This is a genomic window from Moheibacter lacus (genome assembly GCF_014042165.1).
GTDB classification, from domain to species: domain Bacteria; phylum Bacteroidota; class Bacteroidia; order Flavobacteriales; family Weeksellaceae; genus Moheibacter; species Moheibacter lacus.
Map to the genome: position 1 here is coordinate 172,753 of NZ_JACDZE010000004.1, position 23,584 is coordinate 196,336.

At 33.6% G+C, this 23,584-nt stretch carries 16 protein-coding genes; 11 read left to right on the forward strand and 5 right to left on the reverse strand.

What is annotated here, in order from left to right; all coding sequences use genetic code 11:
• Window positions 1–156: 156 nt before the first annotated feature.
• The 5 genes from HU137_RS11405 to HU137_RS11425 all read right to left on the reverse strand — a co-directional run bounded on the left by HU137_RS11405 (window position 157) and on the right by HU137_RS11425 (window position 10,515).
• The gene (locus HU137_RS11405) at window positions 157–600 is read right to left on the reverse strand and encodes a hypothetical protein (RefSeq protein ID WP_182043977.1); all 444 of its coding nucleotides are present in this window, start codon (window positions 598–600) and stop codon (window positions 157–159) included.
• Window positions 601–611: 11 nt separating this feature from the next.
• On the reverse strand, window positions 612–4,310 hold the full coding sequence (locus tag HU137_RS11410) for a DUF6443 domain-containing protein (RefSeq protein WP_182043978.1): 3,699 nt from the start codon (window positions 4,308–4,310) through the stop codon (window positions 612–614).
• 4 nt (window positions 4,311–4,314) lie between these two features.
• Window positions 4,315–7,425, reverse strand: coding sequence for an RHS repeat domain-containing protein (locus tag HU137_RS11415; protein ID WP_182043979.1), 3,111 nt, complete (start codon window positions 7,423–7,425; stop codon window positions 4,315–4,317).
• 41 nt (window positions 7,426–7,466) lie between these two features.
• The gene (locus HU137_RS11420) at window positions 7,467–9,080 is read right to left on the reverse strand and encodes a T9SS type A sorting domain-containing protein (RefSeq protein ID WP_182043980.1); all 1,614 of its coding nucleotides are present in this window, start codon (window positions 9,078–9,080) and stop codon (window positions 7,467–7,469) included.
• 376 nt (window positions 9,081–9,456) lie between these two features.
• Window positions 9,457–10,515, reverse strand: a complete 1,059-nt coding sequence (locus HU137_RS11425) for a DUF932 domain-containing protein (protein ID WP_182043981.1) — start codon at window positions 10,513–10,515, stop codon at window positions 9,457–9,459.
• 412 nt (window positions 10,516–10,927) lie between these two features.
• Between HU137_RS11425 and HU137_RS11430 the strand changes: the two genes are divergently transcribed.
• The 11 genes from HU137_RS11430 to HU137_RS13015 all read left to right on the forward strand — a co-directional run bounded on the left by HU137_RS11430 (window position 10,928) and on the right by HU137_RS13015 (window position 23,487).
• Window positions 10,928–11,446, forward strand: a complete 519-nt coding sequence (locus HU137_RS11430) for a helix-turn-helix transcriptional regulator (protein ID WP_182043982.1) — start codon at window positions 10,928–10,930, stop codon at window positions 11,444–11,446.
• 40 nt (window positions 11,447–11,486) lie between these two features.
• A complete protein-coding gene (locus HU137_RS11435) occupies window positions 11,487–12,080 on the forward strand; it encodes a nucleotidyl transferase AbiEii/AbiGii toxin family protein (protein WP_246361550.1) in 594 nt (197 codons plus the stop codon).
• Between the two features lie 106 nt (window positions 12,081–12,186).
• Complete coding sequence (locus HU137_RS11440) at window positions 12,187–13,242, forward strand: ComEC/Rec2 family competence protein (RefSeq protein WP_182043984.1); 1,056 nt, start codon at window positions 12,187–12,189, stop codon at window positions 13,240–13,242.
• Window positions 13,243–13,251: 9 nt separating this feature from the next.
• A complete protein-coding gene (locus HU137_RS11445) occupies window positions 13,252–14,526 on the forward strand; it encodes an ABC-three component system protein (RefSeq protein WP_182043985.1) in 1,275 nt (424 codons plus the stop codon).
• On the forward strand, window positions 14,513–15,073 hold the full coding sequence (locus tag HU137_RS11450) for an ABC-three component system middle component 1 (protein ID WP_182043986.1): 561 nt from the start codon (window positions 14,513–14,515) through the stop codon (window positions 15,071–15,073). Before HU137_RS11445 ends, HU137_RS11450 begins: the two co-directional genes overlap by 14 nt.
• On the forward strand, window positions 15,063–18,197 hold the full coding sequence (locus HU137_RS11455; protein WP_182043987.1) for an AAA family ATPase: 3,135 nt from the start codon (window positions 15,063–15,065) through the stop codon (window positions 18,195–18,197). The genes HU137_RS11450 and HU137_RS11455 overlap by 11 nt, the downstream gene beginning before the upstream one ends.
• A 7-nt stretch (window positions 18,198–18,204) precedes the next feature.
• Complete coding sequence (locus HU137_RS11460; protein ID WP_182043988.1) at window positions 18,205–19,566, forward strand: P-loop NTPase family protein; 1,362 nt, start codon at window positions 18,205–18,207, stop codon at window positions 19,564–19,566.
• Window positions 19,548–20,066, forward strand: coding sequence for a hypothetical protein (locus HU137_RS11465; protein ID WP_182043989.1), 519 nt, complete (start codon window positions 19,548–19,550; stop codon window positions 20,064–20,066). Before HU137_RS11460 ends, HU137_RS11465 begins: the two co-directional genes overlap by 19 nt.
• Window positions 20,063–20,989, forward strand: a complete 927-nt coding sequence (locus HU137_RS11470; RefSeq protein WP_182043990.1) for a hypothetical protein — start codon at window positions 20,063–20,065, stop codon at window positions 20,987–20,989. The genes HU137_RS11465 and HU137_RS11470 overlap by 4 nt, the downstream gene beginning before the upstream one ends.
• Window positions 20,979–23,039 carry a hypothetical protein gene (locus HU137_RS11475; RefSeq protein ID WP_182043991.1) on the forward strand — a complete coding sequence of 687 codons (2,061 nt, stop codon included), beginning with the start codon at window positions 20,979–20,981 and terminating at the stop codon, window positions 23,037–23,039. Before HU137_RS11470 ends, HU137_RS11475 begins: the two co-directional genes overlap by 11 nt.
• A gap of 1 nt (window position 23,040) precedes the next feature.
• On the forward strand, window positions 23,041–23,487 hold the full coding sequence (locus HU137_RS13015; RefSeq protein WP_246361551.1) for a hypothetical protein: 447 nt from the start codon (window positions 23,041–23,043) through the stop codon (window positions 23,485–23,487).
• Window positions 23,488–23,584 lie beyond the last annotated feature (97 nt).

Genomic DNA, 23,584 nt, shown 5'->3' on the forward strand with positions numbered 1-23,584 from the left:
AAATGTCAAAAGTGGTATCAGGTCTTAATTCTGTATATGATTTTTCATGACCCGTTATTGCTATGACCAAAAACAGGAGGTTGCTATCATTACGACCAACAGCTTCGCTGGACTATTCTTCCCACTTGCCAAGGAGATCCTTTGTATCCTTTTATTTTACTTATTTTGTGAATTAATTGGATTTTCTCCATTCCATAGCGAATCGTATAATTTAGGAAATGCATCTTTAACGGTTTGATCAAGACTTTCTTGTTGCATTCCAAATTCTAAATTACTATAATAATACATTAACTCTTTACTATTAAATGACTTCATTACAGAGATTATCTTAACTTCTCCCAGTTCTTGAGTTATTTTATAAACATAAAATGAATGTAAATAGGATGATTCTCCATCTAAATATGAAGGATGTTGACAAAATAATTCTTTAATAGCTTTTGAATCTCCTACTAATGCTTCATTTACCAATTTACAATAAGAAATGCCGGCTTGATTTGCATTATATAATACAATATCTTCTATTTTGATTATTGAATCACATTTTGATTGATAACAACCATAACTCAAGGTTGCTAATAACATATATAAAATATTTCTCATATTCTCAATATTTACAAGCTTCCTACTGGCCCTAAGACTGTAGGACTAATATTTGAAGGTTTTGCATTTGGAGATTTTTTTGGGTTTACGCTTGTACCTATTACTTCCATAGTACCATATTTTGTTCTTGTAGAAGTTGGATTAAACCTTTGAAGACCTTGCCTATCTGGAACTTCACTTGTAGACGTGGTATTCATGATTTGATTAATTACATTCCATTCTAAATTACGATCACTTGATTCATCTGCTGAGCATATAGTTACGCAACCATGACTCTCCATTCCTAAATGTAATCTGAAGTTTTTACGGTTATCTCCATCTTTTCCTTTTACCCCTTGATGAGTATCATCATATCTATAACTATCTTGAGGGTCTAACCTGAACCAAGTACTATTTTTACCACCCTTATTATCTAAAATGTCATAATCTCCGTTTGGTATTGGAACTTGTTTTTCACCACGTGTTGCATGATCAGTTCCATTTTCATCTCCTTGATTAATATTACCTTCGCTATCCGAAATCCCTCCACTAAATACACCTTTAATAACTAAAACCTGATTTGCTATTAAATTTCCTTTTTTATCTCTAATTCCATTGACATTATAACCTTTTGCAGAAACGTAAACAGTCTGTAGCCCTTTCTTGTGATTATCCATATCTTCAATGGATAACTCTCCAGTTTCTGCATTATATGATATTTTCACATACCTTCCATCTGGATCAACATAATTAATGGGATTGTTCAATACATAATTATATGGATTAGATGAAGCATATTTCTCTGCGAGAGGGTCTATGTTCATCCACCGTCCTAATGCTGGGTCATAATTTCTCCATCCATAGTCGTACAACCCAAGCCCAAGCTCATCCTGATACTCTTTACCGTTGTACTTATAGTCGTAGTTGGCATAGATGTTCAAAACCGGATTGGTAGGGTCAATGTCCTGAAGCGCTTTATCGGTTTCCGTTTCGTTGGAAAGAATGTCTTTAGGCGTGGATAGCGCATATTTCTTATGCCTCAATCCAAACGGATAATAATGGTTTTCCTCCATTATTTTGAGCTCATCTGTCGCGGGATCTTTCGCATAGCTCAACCGTACATTCCCCAAATGATCGGTATAATTGAATACATAGTCAAAGGTCATCTGGTTGTTTACCGTTGTCTGTTTTACATATCCTTCAGGATGCGGGAAAAATTGCAGAACTCCGTTATAATACTGAAATCCATCCATATAATCGGTTGTATAAACGGTGCTTCCGGAAGTTACTTTCTTTTGAACCTTGACACCGAAAGCATCGTAAAGGTACTCAATTTTTTTAGTTGTGCCCGAGGTCCAGGTAATCGCTTTTGGCAGGTTTAAGTGGTTGTAAGTGATGGAAGCGATTGCCTTGTTAAGATCGGAAATCATGTTGCCGTTGGCATCATAGGTATAATCGTTGCTTGTGCCGGAATTACCGTTCGTAAATCCAAAGCTACTGTTTTCGTCATCGATCACTTTGGATAGTTGGTTAGAAGTCCTGTTGTCATTCTTGTAGGTATATTTCAGGTCATCCATAGCACTTTCCGCCCCGTAGAAATCTTCCGTATGCCGGACAAGGTGCAGTATGTTCCCGTTAAGGTCATAGGCCATACTCTCATCAAAAGCGCCGGGATAATAGCCTGTGGGCGGTGTACCGGTCACTTTGTTGAAGTGCGCGAACCGCAATCGGTTCATCTGGTCAAATTCATAGGAGTATCCACGGGTGATGTTGTCTGTCGCCGTTTTCCAGAAGGTCTGTGAAATATTCCCATTGTACAAAGGTTCTGTGGCCACTTCTCCTCCGTAAACCAAATCATTGTACTGTATCTTAAATGCGAAAATATCGTCCAGCGGTTCACCGGGGAGCCCTCTAAGCTGAAGATCATCCGCAATGTTGTTTATGCCCGTGAGCCAGCCCCGAATGTTATAGGTGTAATCCACACCCTGCAAAGCCGGTAAGCTGTTGTTATTTCCTACCAGCTTATAGGTCAACTGCCCGATCTCATTGTAGGTATTGGAGGCTATTCGCTGAACAACCCCATTGTTGATCGACTGACTGTGATGCTTAAATCGCTCCTGTCCGTCATAGGAAAAATTATCCTGTACTTTCAGTTCATTAGGGGTGCTGGAACTGTATTTATGAAGTGTAATAGTTGAAGTTGGTTTCCCTCTGAAATCAAGATTGTTTTGAATTTTAGTATATCCTCCCAGACGGTTGATTTTGTGTGTATAGACCTGGCGTGACTTCACGTCATAGAACATATAGGATTTCTCAAAATTTGACGTTCCCAAAGTGCGGGTGACCGTAGAGGTCAGCAATCCTTTCAGACTTTCATTTGCCGTATTGCTTCCATCACGGATGTCCACTCCCGGCATATTCGGGAAGTTTGCCCCGTCCGTTGAACGGGAAGGTGCATAGAAATCATAATAATTGACGGTGAGTATCTGGAAACCGGAAGCAGGATAGCCTTTGTCCGCTTTGTAATAAACCCTTAGCCCGTCGTGCATAAAGCCCGTGGCGTCGTATTCGGCATTGTTGCTCCCAAAAGTATTGTACACCCAATTCTGAACCTGTATCCGTGTTCCGGCATCTCCGACCAAACCGGTATAAGCCACCCTGCCGAACTTGTCATACTTCGTAAACGTCCATTCGTTATTTCCCTCTGCTACCTGCTTTGCATCCTTTGTGGCAACGAGCCTGTCCTGCTTGTCATATACCAGCCACTCCCATCCTTTGCCGGGAAGTTTTTTCTCCACCAAACGGTTGCGCGAATCGTACTTATACTGATAACATAGTTCATCCAGCACCGTGTTGACATTGGATTTAACGGAAGCCATCGGCGGTATTACATAGGTTAAATTGCCGTAAATATCATAAACATAATACGTGTCCGCGCGTATCTGTAACTCCGTTCCGGGGTCAGTATCCCGTCCGGCAACAGAGCCGTTGGCTACAAAAGTCCTTTTCAGGACTATCTGCCCTTCCTTGTTTGTAAATTCGTGGATGCTATGCCCGTTCTCATCGGTAGTAATAGTCTTATAGAGACGGTTTGCAGGATAAGTGCCATCCTGGGTTAAAGCTATGTTGTAAATTTTCTGCGCCTCCACCCAAGTAGTGGTCGCCTTGAATTGTTTTACGCCATCGCCCACCGTATTGGCCTGGTACTGAAATTCCATTTCGTTGCCGGAGCCGATCTTCCAATCATTCCCTGGCGCTCCTACCTGTACTACCCTGTTTAGCGGTGAATTTTCAAATTTCTTTTGCGTGTAGGGGTTTAAGTTGCACTGTGTATTATTGGGAGGGCAAAGGTATTCCTGTTTATAATAGTTAACGGTATTGTTCTTTAAAGTCGTCGGATTGACTACTGCGCCGTTCTGCTGTCCGCTCGGCCACGGAAGAAAATCTTTATCCTGTCTTCCAAAACCATCATACTCTATATGGGTAATAATATCTTTTCCGTCCGGGGAAGCTTTTATTTGGTTAATCTGTTTGGGACGCCCCAACCCATCAAAGTATTGAACCGTGCGGATTGCAGGAGTTTGATCGTCAATCGCTGACACTTCTACCGTAGGTTCTACTACGTAGATATAATTTTCAGTACTTGTCGGTGTTTGTGCGTAAACAACCGATGTAAACAGAAAGCCAGCTAATGCTGAAGTTTTTAGCGTATGTTGAGAAAATAGATTCATGGGTTTATGGCTTATAGTTATATTTATATTCCTGAATGATTTTACCATTGTGATCCTTCACTGCCTGCAATCTTCCATACACGTCATAGTGATAATATTCTGTTATACCATTTGGAGGAGTAATACTTGAAACTCCCGAAACCGGACGATAGGTGTATGTCGTTACCAAAGCATTGGAAAGGGAAGAGTGTTCCCTAAGTCCTTGTAACATTGCGATAAGAGTAGCCGGATTATTCTGATTGGCGGGTACGTTAGAAGCATCGACAATATCCTGAATCAACGTCTGGGGCAATTCGCCGTAGGTTTTTCCTTCTATCTTAGCTATTGGAAACTTCTTATTGTAGCCGTAAACCAAAACAACAGGAACCTGGTTTTCAATCGTATATTGTTCCGGATTTCCGATAGCATCGTAGCGATCAAAAGTTAGTTCCTTTTCCAGAGGGCGGTTTGCTTTAGACTTGTACAAAAATCGAGGAAATACAGTGCCGTTACCCGTAAATTGACCGTAAATGGTCTTAGATTCCGCTATCTTTTCAGTAACACTGCCTACCAATTTTTCATTAGTGGTCTTATAAGGTTTCATGACATTCGCCGTAAGTAAAATAGATTGAAGCAAAGTCGAATTCTCATGATCTACTATAAATGTTCCATCAAAAGTGTATGCATGGTTCTCCTTGATCTTTTCCCCTAAAGAAGTTGACTCAAATAGTTGGTAATTTAAGTAATTGTTGCCTCTGTTTGTAGGCGGATGCTGTTTATAATCAAAAGTAGTCGTTGACACTATATTGTTTGCATTCGGAAAGTATTCTGTTACAACAGTTGTAGAAGGAGCCATATCCAAGTAATATAGATAGTACGCGCTACCTTTTAAGTAAAAGCCGGATGCCAATCCCTGCGGACAATTGACGGGTACAACGTCTATTCCCCTTGCCACATGACTATTTAGATAAGACAGCGCAGGATAAGTGTTTTCAATCTTTCTCACCGGTTGGTTTGAAGAATTATATTCTTCGGTAGATAACAATTTGCCTCTATACAAGCTTTTGTCATTCTTTGTACTGTAAGGACTAAAGCCCGAGGCTCCGTAGTTTGTAAGCCCTAACTCATCACGATATTTTGATTCGGCATTGCTCGTGTACTTATATATCGTGTGGAAATTTCCTTCGTTTGACTTAACAATCTCTTTGACTTCCGAATAACCTATGTGAGAACCGAAGAAATTGGATAGCGGAAGTATAGTGTTGGTTGAATATTTTTGCTGACGGGCTACTGCTCCGTTAGTGACCGATGGATAAGTCCAATCCCAAAAATAAACAGGTTTATACTCCAAGATACCGCTACCTGTCCCATTTGCTTTCTGGTAAATGAATTCTCTTTCTTTCGAAAGCGTTGTTCCTTCAGAATAATCTAACAAGCGTTTTACCCTTGTGCCACCGGCCAACGTAGTGGATTCTGAAATTAAAGATGACCTATCATCTGAAACATAGCTGTTGTACGTATTCGGTTCGTATTCAATAACTGTTTTTCCACCCGTCGGATAAATAATGGTATTTAGCAAACCATATAAAGAGTACGTTCCGTTAGGCATTCTGGAATTGTACATAGCTGTGGCGCTGGCCGGACTCGAACCAAATCCGCTTACGGAATAGAAAGAACCCTTGTAATATCCCCAATGATCTGTCTGAAGGGTCATATAATCTCTTGGAAGTGGAGAATTATATTGGAAGTAATAGCTAGAAGTAGGTTGGGCTATCGTGTTAGCTCTTTCCAATTCTGTCAATTGCATCCGGGGAGATGGCTGACCACTTTGATAAGGCAGGTTGTTGTGTCGGAGTATAAATTTTCGGACAGTAGAATTATTGAGCTTAACTTCAATTTGGTTTAATCTGTACCACTTGAATTGATTATATATGTCGTTTACACTTCCGCCGATTTCCTGCAAGTAGGGAAATAAATTATTACTGCCAACAGGATAGTTATTTTCAATAAACTGTGTAATCCAACCTGTTAAAGAAGGTACTCCGGAAGGGTTGTTTTGCCCACTGTATCTGTCATAATATGCATTTCCAAGATCTCCCTGACCGTTATTGTTTGCTACAATATTGAATAGTGCGGATTCTCCGCTCAGTGCTTTTATTTCTTTTAAATAAACGCTGGACATCAGCTCGCCTGCAATACCGTAAACTCCACCTTTATAAGAATAACAATTTGCATTCCAATCACCTCCGGTTGTTCCCCATCTTTCGCTTTCATGGTAATAATTAAAGGACACTGTATATTCTTTCCTTTCGTAAGATAGATCGTACAGAAGATTTCCCAAGTGATCTCTAACTTCGGTCAAGTACCAGGCATTTGCTCTCCAATAAACACGGTTATTCGAGTCGCCACGAAACTGCTGAAAGAAATTTACGCTGTAATCTATTGCATCCTGCTTGTTTCCAAATACATACTTTGTTCCGTTGTCGTCAATTAATGTAATCTTGTAAATCAGTTTGTAGGCATAATTCGGTTCTTGAGGTGGATACCTGTTATCATCCATATTGATGATAACTTTCATATTGGAGTCGCTTGCAACTTTCCACGACCCATCTTGCCCTAAAAAAAATTTACCGGAATGACCCATAAAATTAAATGTAAAAATATCCGGTGTGGTATCTTTATCCCAGAAACTATTAATGGCTAACAGAAAAGCGGAAGAAGTCCAGTTAGATACATCTAATAAACTATGGGAATAGAAGTAGCCTCTTTGGTGTGTACCAATAGTTGTATTATAATGAAACTCATCAAAAGCCAATCCTTTTTCCTGACGTGTAATGACACCACCTGCATTTAGCGACCAATTCTCTCCGACCCATCCCGGAATGGCATTTAAGCGTACTCCGGATGTATCATAGTTCAAAGAGATATCTAATGGTACATTTTTTTCAGTCATTGTATGGATAGGGATGGAAATGCCAGCGGTACCGGTGTAGTAACTAACGGGCAAATCCCCGAATTTCCCCAATGAAGACGCCGTTGGGCTTTGAACTCCCTGGGGTATTGGTAAGCTTTGGGACCAATTAAGGTTGCTCAGTAAGATTAATATGATCGCAATACAGCGTTTTATCAGTTTCATAAAATTATTTTATACGATTGGTTATTTTTGATCTGTTCAGTTTATATATTTCCTTTTTTGATGACTTTCACATCTGTAATCTGTCCGTCGATGATAATTTTAAGGATATACACACCGGGAGGATAACTCTGAAGGTCAACGGGAGTAGAACGATAAAGAAGTTTCTTTTGCTGAAGTTTCTGTCCGTTCAGGTTGAAAACCTGAACCTCCGCTTCTTTGAAATCCTGTGAAATAATGATGTTGGTGTATTGATAGGTAGGATTCGGATAAATTTCGATAAGCTGGCGTTCTTCTTCCTGCTTCTTTTCATCGCCCAATTTCATCACCCAATAGTCGTTCCCACCAATGGAAGCTTTGTCTTTATCATCCGATTTTTTGGAGTCTGAATTCCCGGCAAGGATGTAGCCACCGTCACGGGTTTGGGCAAGACCTTTGAGCTGGTCGGTTCCGGTGCCACCGATGGTCTTGCTCCAAAGCATTTCGCCCCTATAGTTTATTTTAATGGCGATGAAGTCATTGATGCCTTTGTTATCAATGCGCTTGTGCAGTGTTTCGGAAGAAGCGTAACCACCCAAAAGAAAGGTATTATCTTCCGCTTTTGTCACATTGACAAGTATATCCCATTTCCCTGTATCATACGTATTGTCCCATGCGACTTCTCCATCTTTGTCGATTTCCAATACCCAGAAGTCCGTACCGTTAACACTGCCGGACTTCTTGTTTTCCGATGTTTTGGAGTTGGAGCTTCCGGCTATGAGAAAGCCGTTATTCGTTTCCACTATTTGCGCAAGTGTTTCATCGCCTTCACCACCATACGTGCGTTGCCACTGCTGGTCTCCGTTCAAATCAAGTTTTATAACCCAATAATCACTCATTCCCAAGCTTTGAGCTGATTTGTTTCCCGATACGAAGGAGTTGGAAGTTCCGCCAACCAGATAGCCGTCTTCTGTAATTAGGACGGTCTTTAATTGGTCTGCAAACATTCCACCGAATGTCTTTTCCCATTCCACTTCGCCGTTTGCGGATAATTTGATTATCCAATAGTCAAAACTTCCTCTGCTTTCTTCCGATTTATTTCCGATGATTTCTCCTTCCGTATCTTGTATTGGCGAAGAGTCCGAACTACCGCCTATGATAAACCCTCCATCCGGTGTCTGCTGTATACTCTGCAATTGGTCATTGCCAATTCCTCCCAATGTAATTTGCCACTCTTCTTCACCGGTAGGATCAAGTTTCAAAATCCAGAAATCCATATTTCCAAAACCATATTCTAATTTATCACCGGATTTAGGAGAATTGGAGCTTCCACCTAAAATGAAACCACCTTCGCTGGTCAGTGACACGCTGTAGAGATAATCACTTGCTAAACCGCCAAATGTTTTCTGCCATTCCATCTTGCCAGCTTCGTCCATCTTCCAGAGAAAGTAATCCAAGTCACCCTGTCCTTCCCCTGATTTGTTGCCTGAATCTGCCGAAAAAGAACTTCCGGCCAAAAGGAAACCATAATCGGGAGTAGCCTTTAAATCATAAAGATATTCGCTGTGAACACCACCTAAGACTTGTTGCCACTCGATATCTTGAGCAGTTAAAAGGTTTGAAAATAAAAAAAAGGAAATGGAAACAATAGAACAATAGCAGTTGAGCTTGTTTTTCATAATGGGGGCATGTGTTGATTAAGGTCAGCAAATTAAAAAGGAAGAGTTAATTTCTGATTAAATAGTATATCTGATATTTATCATGTTTTACTAAAAACAGGAAAAATCCTGTAAAAAATAAAGGGTTTTTCCTGATTGAAATTCAACTGATTTTTGGTATGAACAATTTAAGAATATTTATAAAACGCCAATCTCTTTGAGCGTTCAAAGAAATATGGACGGTGCATCCGGAGAGGCGTCTTACATATTGTCGGCTGAAAAGGGAAAAGTGATTGAGCTATATACCTAAAAAAAGACTTCCGAAGTTATACGAGGATGTCTTTTTGAAAGAATAATTGAAAGAAAAAACGACCGCCTTAAAGGCGGCCGCCAGAAATTAATTTAAAAGAAAAGCGTCTTCACCACAATTAGCAAAGGATGTACATAGATCAAAAGCTTTTTGAGATTTTAGATGTGCATTCCCGCCCAATATAATGGATTGTAGTTTCGCTTCCTCGTTTTTGTATTTTCTTACGTTTTGAAAATAACCAGTAACGGCATTATAAGCACCAAACAAAGTTCCTTTAGCAGTTGCCATTTGTTGTGATTCGCTAACCATTGCATAAAGAAATGCATCATCTACCATATTTTTAAATACTGTTGATAATTCATCTTGATTGTCGTTCTTTAAATTTGAGAGCGTTTCTTTATTGGGACATAAAGCAAGTTCAATGAGTTTTTTAACTTCTTCATCTTTCACACGGATCTTTGCCCATTGGTTAAAAATAAATTCCAGTTGATTACTTAAAGTATTTGCAATTCCCATGACACGATGTGCATTTTCCAATCTTTGCATAGCTCCTGCAGTATGTCTTATGCGAATAACATTACTCATATTTTTAAGGGAGGCATTAAGGGTATTTTGGCAAACAATCCGAATAGGAGTGAAGGCAGCGGTAATACTTCCGCTTCCATCGTGAGAAGTCGTGAGGAAAATATATTTCTCAGTAATATCATCACCGTTTCCTACTCGGATATAATCCGGTAGTTTTGCGGTAATAAAAATTCGTTCGCCATTACCTAAGGCGCCGGCTGTTTCATATAAGATTCCGTGACCACCCCCTACAATAGAATCAAAAAACGTAAAAGCATCTCGATTCTGAACGATTTGATAATCTTTACCCACCACACCTAAAACTGCATTGTTATCCGTACGAATATTTGCGAAATAATCAGGAACGGGAATGTTTTCGGTGAAGCTGATATTCTCATTTTCAGAATCCGTTGCAAATAGCGGACATTTAATAACTTGAAAGTCTAGGCCCGCATGTTTGATGGCTTGTTCACTGGTAGGATAATCCTGGACAATCTGTCCAAGGCTATGCCAGGCTTTTTCCTTAACACTAAAGAAGGAATAACGTCCTGTTTGGCTGTTGTAATGAATGTTGTGTGACATAATTTAGGATTTAAGAATTAAACAATTATTTATTTTCTTTCCTCTTTATAAGCCTTTAAGCTTGAGCAATTTTTCAAAAGAAAAACCGGAAAAAAGAAAGCACGAAAAGGTTGTTGGAAATCTTGAAGCCAAAAGGAAACGGAATAATTGGAGGGAACCTTTAGGGCGGAGACCGTTTATGCCGTAGTCTTTTGGCTTTAAATAAAGATTTGCAACAAAACATTTGCGGCCTTTTTTACGGTTTCGACTTGAAAATTATTGTGGATAATTCTTGGTGTCATAAAGTTTGACAAGGAATCTAATTGATGGTAAACTTTTGATGGACATCTTTAAATAAGAGTAAATGCTTACTAATATTTCCTAAAATGAGAAAGTTATATAAAGTGTAAGCAAAAATGTTTATATTTGTATTATGAATAAGCAATTTGAGAAATACAAAGGGATTCATCCGGGGATTATACTTGATAGAGAATTAAAAAAGCTTTCAATCAGGCAACGTCCTTTTGCATTGTCTTTAGAGGAACATCCACAAACGTTCAATGCTATTACAAAAGGTAAAAGAGGAATAAGCACTTCATTGGCGTTAAAAATAGAGCGAGAGCTTGGATTGGAAGAAGGTACCTTAGTAATATTGCAAGCGTATCATGATATTGAAAAAACAAAGAGAAAAGAAACCCGCAAAATTCCAAATCTGAATATACTAAGCAAATCCTTATTTTGGGATACAGATATTCATCATATTGATTGGGTAAAGCAATACAGGGCCGTCATTCAACGAGTTTTTGAGCGAGGAAATGAAAGTGATAAAAATGAGATCATTCGTTTTTATGGAACTGAGAAAATAAAACAGGCTCTGCAGGAGTCCGATGTGAGAAATCCATATACCATTTACAAATCCAATAAACCGAAGCTTCCTAATGATATACTATAATACCGTAAATAATCTTTTAATAAAAACATTGATTACTCTAATGGAGTCTTCTGTGTTTGAATCCTTCCGTTTGGTAGGCGGTACAGCATTAAGTCTTCAATTAGGGCATCGTGTGTCTGTGGACATAGATTTATTCAGTGATGCTCCTTATGGCTCCATTGATTTTAAAGCTATTGATGAATTTATAGAGAAAACATTTCCGTATCACCGTCATTTTTCAAATCTTGATCCGGCAATGGGTAAATCTTACAGTGTGGGTACAGATAAGGATAATGTGGTAAAATTAGATGTGTTTTATACGGATACGTTTATACAGCCTCCTTTGATTGTAGATGAAATTAGAATGGCTACTACCGAAGAAATCATTGCTATGAAAATCGATGTAGTACAACGTGTAGGTCGTAAAAAGGATTTTTGGGATTTACATGAATTGCTCCAGAATTACAATTTTTCTAGCATGATTTCTCTCCATCTACAACGTTATCCATATTGGCATGACAAAGAACTCATATTGAATAACTTTACAAATTTTCAACTGGCTGATGATGATTTTGACCCAATCTGTTTAAGGGGTAAATATTGGGAGTTTATCAAGGAGGATATTGATGATGCAGTAAAAGCGTATAAGTCCTAGTCCTTATATGCCGAAGAGAATGCTATTTGCTTTTCCGAAATCGAGAAAGCTTTTATTTGGCTATATTTGTTAAATTTAGCATACTCTTTACTAACTTATATCTACTATGAAAATAAAATTTTTGCAAGCTTTTCATGGAGATTCTATTTGGATTTCTTTCTTGAAAAATGAAAAACCCATAAATATTCTAGTTGATGGTGGAACATCTACTACTTATACTTATAAAGACAAAAAAGATGGGAAAATAAAAGATGGAGATTTAAAGAAACTAATAGATTGTATAAAATATAGAGGTGAAAAACTAGATTTAGTAATACTCACGCATATAGACGATGACCATATAGATGGATTTCTGAAATGGTTTAGCAAGGATGAAACAGCGATTCAGAACATAAAAGAGGTATGGTTTAATTCAGGGAAAACTATCAAGAAATATTTAAACAATACAGAATCAGAAATTGAGTCTCTAAAATTTAAAGAAAAAACGACTTTGACAAGTGTAAAGCAAGGGGTTGATTTTGAAAATTATATTCGTGAAAAAAAAGCTTGGGATGAAAAAGTAATCAAACAAGGAGATATAATCGATTGGAATGGAATTTCTTTTCAAATATTATCTCCTGGCAAAGAGAAGTTGAAGAAATTACTAAAAGAATGGCAAAAGAAAACTTCTGAATCTTTAATAGATACTTCCAGAAAAGATGATTATAAAAAAACGCTAAAAACGCTTATCGAAGACGATATTTTTGAAGAAGATAAAGATGTTTATAATGGAAGTTCTATCGCTTTCATTATAAAAAATGATTTCAAAAATTATTTGTTTCTAGGGGATTCACATCCTTCTGAAATAGTGACAGCATTAAAAAACCTAGGTTACAATAAGGATAATAAGCTTAATGTAGAATTATTCAAATTATCCCATCACGGTAGTCAAAAGAATACCTCTACTGAATTGTTAAATTTAATAAAAACAAATAACTATATCGTGAGCACTAATGGAGATTTACATAGCCATCCCGACAAGTCTACTATTGCGCGCATTGTTAGTGGTAATCCAAATGCAAAAATATATTTCAATTATCCAAAGTTAATTTCAAAACTGATTTTAGAAGAAGACAAAACTGATTATCCAACCTTTGAGTTTCTTGATACAGAATCATTATAAATTACAATTATGAGAGACGATTTTCAATTTTTTACTGTAAAAGTAGCGAGTGGGAGTGGTTGTTTATTTCAACCGTTAGATAGTGAGTATAGTTACGTTTTGACAGCTAAGCACGTTATTGAGGGCGTTGAGAATATAGAAATAGTCAGACAATACATTGGAAAAGATGGAAACAAAATAGATGAGACACTTGAAATACTAGAAATTCCATATATACATAGCAATCCCAATAAGGATGCTGCCATAATTAAAATTAAAAAAATTGATGGCATTGAATCCTTATTAAGGTCGGATTTGAGTAAAATAGAAAAAGAAAACTGGTATCTGTGTGGGCATCCTGATTCAAGGGAAAATAATGGTTTTTCATATAGAAAGAATAAGCTCAAAATAGAAAATCCTGTAGAGCTATATATTGAGGGCGAAATTGAAAGAAATGTAAACCATTCAGAGATAGTTGGACAATCAGGAGGCGGGATAGTCAAATCTGAAAGTTCTTGTTTTCTTTTAGCAGGTATACAGAAAAAAATGGCTGTTGAAGATGAAGAAGAAACTCTTTCAAGAATCCATTTTGCTCCTTTATCATTTTTTGATGAAATAATCGAGGAAAATAAAGCAAATCTATCACCACTATTCCCACCCTATATCGGTACATTTAATATTTTACTGCAAGAGATTTTTCCTTTTCCTAATCTAATTGTTAAACAAGAGTTGGTTAGAAGTACTTTATTAGCTATTTCCGAAAGTATCTGTGGCGGTACTAGTCCAGATAAAATCATTAAAGAGTATGGACAAAAATTTTTAGTAAATGGAACTCCCACTCACATTATTTATCACAAATCTTTATGGAAATCTCTACTTGAATTTTTGACAATAATCAAGCTGTATGAAGAAACGACTGATCTTGATAATCTTACAAATATTCATAAGAAAAGAAAAATGCTAATAGTTGATACGAATAATTGGACTAAAAAATTAGAAGAAATTTATAAGTCTGATTTATCTGAAATAGAAAAAGGAGGAAGCATAGTTATTTGTGCAACAAATGAATCAGTTCCAAGTAGAACCGAAATTTCGGCAGAAGAACTACGTGTCATCACTGATATCTCTACGCCTTTGGACAAAATGAACATTAGTAATACTGTTGAAGATCCTTTTAGCGACTTAAAACTGGTCAATATTTTTAAATTTCAACACCACATTATTAATAATGTAATGCAGTTGGCAAATATAAATGGTGTAAACTCAAAAACCACAATTAAAGAATTAACGGATGGAATTATTTAAAAAAATAGACTGTAAAGAGGAAATCTATAGTCAAATTAGAAAGTCCTTCGATATCCAAAATGTTATTATTGGAAATTTAATGTTTGGAGATAATATCCCTATTGTTTTCATCCTGTTTAAGCACTTAAATGATTTAGAAAAATACTGGAAAGACTTTAACAGTTTTATCACTGCCGAATACTTAGCAAAGCTAAAAAATGATTTTTCTAAATGGAATTCTTATGTTTTTTATCTCACTGAAAGTACTGTAAAAAAGCCCTTAAAATATGAGATTGAAAACAATAAATTCAGTACCAGAAAAATTGTAATAGAGTCTATTGATCAGGCCGTTGATGACAACACGATAAAGAGCATATTATCTGAACATATCATCAACGACAATATAAAATTTGATGTTGAAAACCAAAATATTGAATCTTTTTCAAAGAATGCAATTATCAATGAAGCTCTCAAATCAACTTCCTTTAATAAAACCACTTCAATTAAGGAAGAAAATCTGTTGAAAGTATTGAATCACCTTGAAAAAACATTAAGCAATGAAAATTAAGAAAGTAGAAATTCAGGCTTTTAGAGCATACGATAGAGTTGAAAATGGAACATTTGATTTCAAACTTGGTGAAGAAGAATATGCAGATTTTATTTCTTTATACGCTCCGAATGGATTTGGTAAGACTTCCTTCTATGATGCAATAGAATATAGTTATACAAACAATATTGATAGGCTTTTAAAAAACAAGAATAATAAAGATATAGCAAAGTCAGAAAAGATCATTAGTAATAATGAAAAACAGTATATTCTAAGAAATAGGTATTCTAACTCTGATTTGGATAGCTTCGTAAAATTACATACTAATAAAGAAGATGTAGTAAGAAATATTTCTATTCCTAGAAAAGGATCTTCTGACTTTAAGTTTGATGAAAAGGAAACTGAGAACAAGTATTTTAGAGAAGTTATTTTATCTCAGGATTGGATAAGTGGATTTCTTAAAGAGGAGACACCAGAAGAGCGATATAAAACATTTATTGTATATTTTGGTGACCAGGAGCTTGATAAGTATTACAATACGCTTACGGCACTTCTTTCTCAAAATGAGAAGGAAATAAGAAAGTTAAATGAGCAACTTAAAGGAATTCAGTTGGAGTTCAAATATGATGGGGATAAGGATATTCTTTCTAAAATTAATGATACAATTGAGCTTCTGAATAAAAAAATAAAGTTTTTCAATAGAATAGATTCTCAAACATCTGAAATTGATATACTTGATCTTACTAATTCCATAACTGAACGAATAAGCGATATTGACTTTGAAGTTGCAAGACATCAAGATCTTATTTCAGATTTAGATAGACTAATCATTGGAAACGAAGTATTGATTGGTTTTAAGCAATTTAAAGAGCATTCTGATAATCTAAAAAAGCTAGCAGAAAAACAAAAGGAATTGAGTCTGATTTTAGCTGGATTTGAGGATTTAAAAAAGAAAAAAAACGAGTTGGCTTCAACTCAGAATCTTAATGTAAAGCTGACAAAGGAAAAAGAACAAAAGGAAAAGATATTACGTCTATTTAGTAAGTATAATGATACCATTAAACGTATTAAAGACAAAGATAAAGAAATTAAATCTTTACAATCGTCACAAGAAACTATAAATAAGGAAATATCGGATCAGAGAATACAAATTTCAAAACTTGAAGTTCAAATTTCAACGAATCAAAATGAGATTAATCACATTAATCAAATTGTCGTAAAATTACCTGAAAAAGAACAAAATATCCTCAATTCTGAAAATCTAATTAAGCAATTAAATAAGGAGACCGACTTAAAAAAAGACGAATTAGAGAAGAAATCCAAAAATATAGATTCATTAGAGATTTTTATCAATGATTTAAGTAATGCTTTATTAAATATTGAAAATAGCATTTTCCCTTCAGAGTTCGATAAAAACTTTGTAAAATATTCAGAACTTTTACAGAGCCACGATAGATTAAAGAAAAAACTTGAGGAAGAAAACAAGAGTTTAAACCTTGTTAAACAAGAAGCTATTGAACACGATAACTTTCAAACTGAGTTAGAAAACTTTATTTCAAAAGGTTTATCAATAATTAATGATAAAAAAACAGACATCTGTCCTCTATGTAACCAGGAATATAAATCTTATGCTGATTTAGCTGACAAAGTAGCAAATAATAAATTGCTGCCCGAAGCGTCGAATGCATTATTAAACAGAAAAAATGAGATAGAAAAGAATGTCAATGATATTTCTGAAAATATACACAAAACTACTTTACTAATTGTAAACTCAATCAAAAAGGATATTTCTGAAAGTGAGTTAAAAATACAGGAATTAAAGACTCAAGTACTTAATCTCAAACAATCTATAGCTGACGTTGAAGCTAAAGTAGAGAATGAATCAAAGAGGTTAGCTGACCTTAGAAGTTCAATTCTAAATAAATCTATTAAAGAATATAATGAATGGGCTAAAGAACAATTAGAGAAATTGGGTGAAGAAATAAAGAAATACCAATCGGATTTAACATCATTAAAAGACAAAATAAAAAATAACGAGGAGCAATCTCAAATTGCAATCACAAAGATAGACTTGTCGAATAAAGATATAGAAGCCCTTAAAAATGACAAGGTTGTTAATGAGGTGGGAAATTTCTTTTCGGAAAATTACCCAAATCTAGATTTAGACTCTAAATATATTAATGAGGATTTGTCAAGCTTAGCCAAAACTCAAAAAGAGTATCAATCCAATTTTGAAAGATTAAGGAATGACATTGAGCTAAATGAAAAAGATTTAGGTAGTTTTAATGAAGATTCTTTAAAACAGGAATTAGAAGGATTAAATAGCAACATTGACACAATATCTCGAGTAACTGAAATATATAAAATAGAAGTAAAGAAATATACTGATTTAGACATTAATACAGTTGAAGAGGAAGCTTTTAATAAAATTATTAACGATATAAAAAAATCAAATGACGATAAGATTTCAGATTATCGAACTGAAGTAAAAGAATTAAACTTACTATCTCAGCTAAAAGAAAACGTATTGCCTTATTTAAAATTTGAAGAGAATAAAAAAATCCAAAGTGATCTAAAAACCAGTAAATCATTAAAAGATAAAATCAACAAAAAACTAAAAGAAGAGATTACAAACGTTTCTGAGCATATAGAGAAACAAATAAAATCATTCTTTTACGAAGATTTAATCAATGATTTGTATAAACGGATAGATCCTCATCCTGACTATAAAAAAGTAAAATTTATTCCTGATTTTAAGGATAACAAACCTAAATTAAATGTCTGTGTCTATAAAGAAGATGAAAGTGATAAATTCATAATCCCTAATTTATATTTCAGTCAAGCTCAATTAAATATTTTGAGCTTATGTATATTTTTAGCGAAAGCATTAAATGCTAAAGACGATAAAGGAAACTCTATTGACTGTATTTTTGTCGATGATCCTATTCAATCAATGGATAGTATAAATATCTTATCAACCATTGACCTGCTGAGAAGTATTATAGCCAATCAGCAAAAACAAATAATATTATCAACACACGATGAAAACTTTCATAATCTTTTAAAGAAAAAGATTCCGTCAAACCTTTTCAAATCGAAGTTTATGGAATTAGAAACCTTTGGAAAGGTAAAAGTTAATCAATAATTATTCTATGAGATTATCAGCAATATATATTCCAGGCGGAATTTTACCCCATATTTTTGGTGAAGACCATAAAGGACAAACTATTAATTTTGGTGGTAAGTATATTTATACATTTGAAGAAGATTCCGAAGATCAGATTGTTCTAAAAGAAAAAAAAGATAACCTAAAATACATTGAAAATTTTTGGTTGAACAATATTCAATTGGTTTCTGCTATTGTTGGTGAGAACGGAACGGGAAAAACAACTATATTAAATTCTTTAAGGGGACATTACTCATTTTATAAATTTATTTATGAAGTCCTAGATTCAGATGAGCAGATTATCTCTGATAATGCTGAAATAAATGAGATCATCTACTATTCAGCTTTTTTTAATATAAACATTTCTGATTCCGAAAATGGAAACTTTAGAGATTTGTCTAAACATCAAATGATGATTGATGATACGGAGCACGAAAATTTAGACCTGGCCACTTTGTTAGAATTACACAATTCTGAAAATTTAAAAAGATGGATAAAATTTATTGAGTTAAAGGATCTAAACAACCTACTCGAAAAAATGTCTTTACCCACATTTGATAAAATAAAAATAAAAATTAACCACATACATATTGAATCACACGATACATCATATCAATTTAGACCATTTTTTGAAGCTTTAAAAGAAAAAATAGATAACGAAAGAACTAATCGGGAACAAGCTATAATAGATATAATAGGGGTTAAAGAGTTTCAAAAGAAGAAAGCAGGAAAGAAAATTAGATTAGAGTTAGAAGTAATAAGAAGAGTAATATCTAAAGTCCAGAACATACTTGAACGTTCAGGAAATAAATATTTACAAGAGGGCTACATAAATGGTGGAAAAACAATAGATAGTAAGGTGTTTCAAGAAGCTCTTAATTCAAAGGATGCTTTCTATTGGTTTTTAGAAAATTCGTATATTCAGCTATCTGAAAAAAGTGATAAAATTCTTTTCCCTACAGATGAAATAAAAACCCTTATTGAAACAATTTTATCTTATTTACCTGAAAATGAAGATATAGATAATTGGACTGAATTTGATGTAAATTTTTCACAGGCATTAGAGATAAACAAAGCTTATGAAAAATTCCTACTCGCATTCAGAGATAATTTTGCTTACGATAAAAAAGTTTTAATGACCTTTAATCCTTCTCGAAATTTAAGTTCAGGAGAAAAAGGTCTGTATGATTTGTTTTCTGTATTAAATGATTTCAATTTCAGAACTGAAAACAAAATACATAAGGATTATAGTATTTTTAATAAGAGAAAAAAGCTAAGCACCAATTTTCTTATATTATTGGATGAAGCAGATTTAGGATTTCATCCGGAATGGAAAAAAGGTATATAAATATTATTCAACAGGTCATACCTTTTATTTTTAAAGGTAAAAATATTCAAATAATCATCACAACACACGACCCGTTAACTTTATCAGACATACCCAATAATAATATTGTTTATTTATACAAAACAACTGACGGAAAAACAGAACTCTTAGACCAGATATCCAAACAAAGACCAACCAAAACTTTCGGAGCAAACATTAGTGATTTATTAGCTGATTCATTTTTTGTTAATGATGGATTGATAGGAGATTTTGCTAAAGAGAAGATTGAAAAAACAATAGAGTGGATTAATAATAATATAGAACTTAAAAGCAGAAATAGAGATTCTTTTTCAAGAGAATTAGAATATCACAAAAAAGTAATATCAATTATTGATGAACCTGTTGTAAAAATTAAACTATCTGAAATGATTTCTGAATTGGAAGATTCAAATGATTTTCAAAGGCAAATTTTGAATGATGAAATAAGATTTTTAACAGAAAAAAGAGATAAATTACAATGAATTACATTGATATAAATCTTCCCCATATTATTGATGCAAAAGACAAGCATTATGAAGGATTAATAGACTCAATTCGTAAGAAAATTAATGACATTACAGATTTACCCATAGTATCAGCATTTGATAATTACATTAATCCATATTTAGAAACAATAATAAAAGGGAATCCAATAGAATTATTGGAATGTCATAATAGAGTTGAGCCTCATCTAACACCAGCACTTACAACGACTATTCAAAAAGTTTTCAAATATCAAGGCTGGTTCGACCAAAAAAAGAAAACTATGTACGATGCGTATAATTTAGCAGAAAATCTTGATATTCCTACTTGTACATATTGTAATAGAATCTATACTAAAACTGTAATAAATCCTTCCAAAATAACCCGACCTACTTTTGATCATTGGTTTTCAAAAAGTGATTATCCTTTACTCGCATTATCCTTTTTTAATTTAATACCGAGTTGCTCTATTTGTAATAGTGGTGTAAAGGGAAATAATTCATTTCAGATTGATACACACTTTCATCCATATATTAAACATAACGATGACAATCTAAAAATGGATTTTAAATTTAGTTATGAACATAAAGACTACTCAACTTTTAAGTTTAAAATTAAGCATAATAATAAATTTTCTAAAGACTCAACAGAAGCCTTTAAATTAATAGAGATTTATGAAACTCACGAAGATGAAATCACTGATTTGAGACGATTAAGAGATGTTTATTCTGATAAATACTTAGAAATACTCAAGAAAAATATTTTGAAAGACACTTCTATTTCAGATGAAGAAATATATCGATTGGCTTTCGGAACTTATATAGATGAAACAAAATTTGACAGACGACCTTTGAGCAAAATGAAAAAGGATATTTTAGAAGAGTTGGGAATATTAAAACATTTAAAGAAAAATGGGATTTAAATTACTTGCAATTAGGCCACTTGAAAAATGTGGTGTGAAATTTCTTAAAAATTTAGAAATGAATAGGATTTATAAATTCTATGACAATTATGAGTTTTATAATTCTCAAACTAGAATTGATGATTTACCTAAGACTGAAAAGTACAAAATTGTAGATAATATTGTTGAAATAGAAAAATTACCTGTTGATTTTTTTTCTACTAAAATTAATATTTCTGCTATTATCGGTAAAAATGGTAGCGGCAAGAGTAGTATTATAGATTTGTTTATAGCCTCCATAAATCAAATCTCTCTAAAACTTAGAGATGACGGTTTTTTGAACACAACGGCAGAACTCGAATCAACTAACAAAGAAAAAGATAATGAAAGTATAATTCATTGTGAGATATTTTATCAGATAGACAATACTTTTTTTCAAATAATTATTAATGATAATGACTTTACATTCAAAACTATAAACATAAAAGGGGAAAGTGAATTTGATTTAAAACAATTTTTTTATTCTGAAGTAATAAGTTATTCTGTTTATGCTTTTAATTCCTGGGAAATTGGAGATTGGATTGATTATTTATTCCATAAAAATGATTCTTATCAAATTCCTGTTGTAATTAATCCAAAAAGAGAAAGCAAACAAGATGGTTGGGCAGGAATAATTAATATTAATACAGAGAGCTACCTATTACAACAAAGGTTATTGTCTATTATACTTTCTAATCCTAAATTTAGGATTACAGATAATTTGCCAACGGAATACTTAAATCTAATTTTTAAAAATTCTAAAACTTTTTTTGCACTTAATGATAAGCAAGAAGGAAGGCAATATGAAGAGGAAGAAGAGATAAAGAATGATTTTTATAAATTATTAAATTCTGAATATGGTATAAATTTTAATATGAATAATACCAGAACGCCTTCTACACTATACAAAAATTTAAAAGTTGTTTTAAAGGAGTTTAAAACTAAATATGGTATCGATAAAATAGAAATCCCTGATTTTCAATATAAAATAGACCTCTATATTCTTTATAAAATTATAAGTATTTGCGAAAAATATGTAAGTTATAATCAATTTATAATTGAACAAGATAAACAAAGAATAACATTCTATACAATTGATATAAAAGCATTCCTAAGTAAAATTGAAAATAGCCAAAGTCATATTATCTTCAAATTAAAACAAATCATCAATTTTATTAAGAACTACGAAAAAATATGGTCAAAATATATAACCGAAGATTTTATTAATATCAAAAAATTATCAGAAGAATTAAATTTAAAATCTGATAAAAATACTCCAATTATTGAATTGCTTCCTCCTCCTATTTTTCAAACAAAATTGTTTTCAAAAAATAAAATAGATTTATTGGATAGAATAAGTTCAGGAGAAAGACAGCTTATTCATTCTATAAGTACAATTCTCTATCATCTTACTAACTTAAACTCAGTTGAAAGAGATAGCCATCTTAATAAATACAATTATGTAAATATTATTTTAGATGAAATAGAACTTTATTTTCATCCTGAATTTCAAAAACTGTTTATTAAAAGGTTGATTGATGAAATAAGCAAGCTAAGATTGAGAGATATAAGAGGTATTAATATATTAATAATTTCACATTCTCCATTTATATTATCAGATATACCAAAACAAAATGTTCTGTTCTTGGAACAAGGAAAACCTGTTGGCTTAGACAGATTTAAAAGCACAAACACATTTGCAGCCAACATTTCAGATTTGTTATCCGACTCTTTTTTTATAGGAGATGGACTAATAGGAGAATATGCTAAAAGCAAAATCTCTGAAACAATTGATTGGCTAAATTTAGCTAGAGAAGAGCAATTGAAAAATGAGAAATTACAAGTAAATAAATTCGATAAGTTATCATCTAAAAAAGAAAATCATAAAAGGGTAATCGAAATAATAGATGAGCCAATTATTAAAAGCAAATTAATTGAAATGTACTCTGAAATATTTGGTAATGATGCAAGAAGAGAGTACTTAGAAAAAGAAAAGGATAGAATCATAAAAGAAATTGAAGGTTTGAGTTAAAATGAGTAAAAAAAACAATCCAAACTTTGACTTCGTTAAAATACTCAACGAGGACAAAACGTATAAACTTCTTTTCCCTAAAAGAGAAGTAGGATTGGCTATTGTCTTAATTTTCGAGAAGATTGAAAACAAAACTTTTGAAGACGGTAAATTCACAGAAAAAGACTTACACGAAGCCTTTGAACAGATCTATATAACCAAAGAGCGTTATCCGAAAGAAGTATACAGTGAGCAGATAATGAACTTTCAGGAATACTTCTTGGATTATGACCAACAAACTCAAAAGTACTATTTCAAAGATTATGCGTATAAGTTTTGTAAGCACGCAAAAGAAACTTTACAGGGAGCATTTAATCCAACCCGGATCCAGAAAATCTGTATTCACCTGACAAACACTTTAAGAAACTCGAATGACCTTAGATTTTGGTTAGAAGAGGAGTTCAAGTAATACGAACCTGATTTAAGAGAACAAATAGACTTTCTTGATCGCCAGATTTCTTTATCTATTGAAGATTTAAAAAAAGAAACCAACCTGTTAAACCAAA

Bases quoted from the DNA above. Each gene is read 5' to 3' on its own strand.
- HU137_RS11405 (WP_182043977.1), bottom strand. From the start codon at position 600: ATGAGAAATATTTTATATATGTTATTAGCAACCTTGAGTTATGGTTGT.
- HU137_RS11410 (WP_182043978.1), bottom strand. From the start codon at position 4,310: ATGAATCTATTTTCTCAACATACGCTAAAAACTTCAGCATTAGCTGGC.
- HU137_RS11415 (WP_182043979.1), bottom strand. From the start codon at position 7,425: ATGAAACTGATAAAACGCTGTATTGCGATCATATTAATCTTACTGAGC.
- HU137_RS11420 (WP_182043980.1), bottom strand. From the start codon at position 9,080: ATGAAAAACAAGCTCAACTGCTATTGTTCTATTGTTTCCATTTCCTTT.
- HU137_RS11425 (WP_182043981.1), bottom strand. From the start codon at position 10,515: ATGTCACACAACATTCATTACAACAGCCAAACAGGACGTTATTCCTTC.
- HU137_RS11430 (WP_182043982.1), top strand. From the start codon at position 10,928: ATGAATAAGCAATTTGAGAAATACAAAGGGATTCATCCGGGGATTATA.
- HU137_RS11435 (WP_246361550.1), top strand. From the start codon at position 11,487: ATGGAGTCTTCTGTGTTTGAATCCTTCCGTTTGGTAGGCGGTACAGCA.
- HU137_RS11440 (WP_182043984.1), top strand. From the start codon at position 12,187: ATGAAAATAAAATTTTTGCAAGCTTTTCATGGAGATTCTATTTGGATT.
- HU137_RS11445 (WP_182043985.1), top strand. From the start codon at position 13,252: ATGAGAGACGATTTTCAATTTTTTACTGTAAAAGTAGCGAGTGGGAGT.
- HU137_RS11450 (WP_182043986.1), top strand. From the start codon at position 14,513: ATGGAATTATTTAAAAAAATAGACTGTAAAGAGGAAATCTATAGTCAA.
- HU137_RS11455 (WP_182043987.1), top strand. From the start codon at position 15,063: ATGAAAATTAAGAAAGTAGAAATTCAGGCTTTTAGAGCATACGATAGA.
- HU137_RS11460 (WP_182043988.1), top strand. From the start codon at position 18,205: ATGAGATTATCAGCAATATATATTCCAGGCGGAATTTTACCCCATATT.
- HU137_RS11465 (WP_182043989.1), top strand. From the start codon at position 19,548: ATGGAAAAAAGGTATATAAATATTATTCAACAGGTCATACCTTTTATT.
- HU137_RS11470 (WP_182043990.1), top strand. From the start codon at position 20,063: ATGAATTACATTGATATAAATCTTCCCCATATTATTGATGCAAAAGAC.
- HU137_RS11475 (WP_182043991.1), top strand. From the start codon at position 20,979: ATGGGATTTAAATTACTTGCAATTAGGCCACTTGAAAAATGTGGTGTG.
- HU137_RS13015 (WP_246361551.1), top strand. From the start codon at position 23,041: ATGAGTAAAAAAAACAATCCAAACTTTGACTTCGTTAAAATACTCAAC.